The 712-nt window shown below is 28.8% G+C and carries 1 protein-coding gene; it reads right to left on the minus strand.

Annotation, left to right across the window (positions count from 1 at the left end; genetic code table 11):
* On the minus strand, positions 1-712 hold a 712-nt coding region (locus L8T82_RS07930; protein WP_263726287.1), incomplete at both ends, for an Ig-like domain-containing protein.

A 712-nucleotide genomic window follows, 5' to 3' on the forward strand; every position in this document is an offset into this window, starting at 1 on the left:
CCACCTTTTAATATTGCGTGTGCCTCTTCTCCTTCTTGAGCATTAAAGGAATTCTTATCTATAATCAAGGTAAGCTGTTTATATATATAAATTTCATCTGTAAAAAAATCCGCTGACTTATTTTTTGTTTTCATATATTTAAATTGAATATTGAAATTACTATACAATGGATTCCATACTCCATAAAATTCCAAAATAGCCTTACCATTTGAATTTACTCTAACATGATCTTGCTTTGGTTTAGCTGCTGATAAAAAATCATGATATATTTCAATTTCTGTATTCGGGATTAAATTACTTACCTCAAGATGAAAATCTTGATTTAATTCTATGGTTTGCTTATAACCCTTATAGCTAGGATAAATAATACTAGGAATATATTCTTTATCTACATAAGTAATAGTAGTGCTAACACTTTGTCCAATAGTATTTACATTAATTACAGGGTTATCTTTAAATGGAGCTTTGGAAGTAATAGTTGCTTTAGCTTTACCACTAGAATTAAATGTTGTATCATGATCATTTAAAGTGGCGTCTCCACTTATATTCCATTCTACTTTAGCACCCTTTTTACCATCTTTTAGCGTGATATTGGCTTGTGCTTTTTCTTCGGTGTATATTGTTTTATCCCCTTCAAATTTTAATTCTCTTTGATAAAGCTTAATTTTATCTGCAGCAAACTCTATTTTACTTGTTATTGTCTTCATATAAT

It is taken from the genome of Campylobacter sp. IFREMER_LSEM_CL292 (assembly GCF_025771615.1).
GTDB classification, from domain to species: Bacteria; Campylobacterota; Campylobacteria; order Campylobacterales; family Campylobacteraceae; genus Campylobacter_D; species Campylobacter_D lari_D.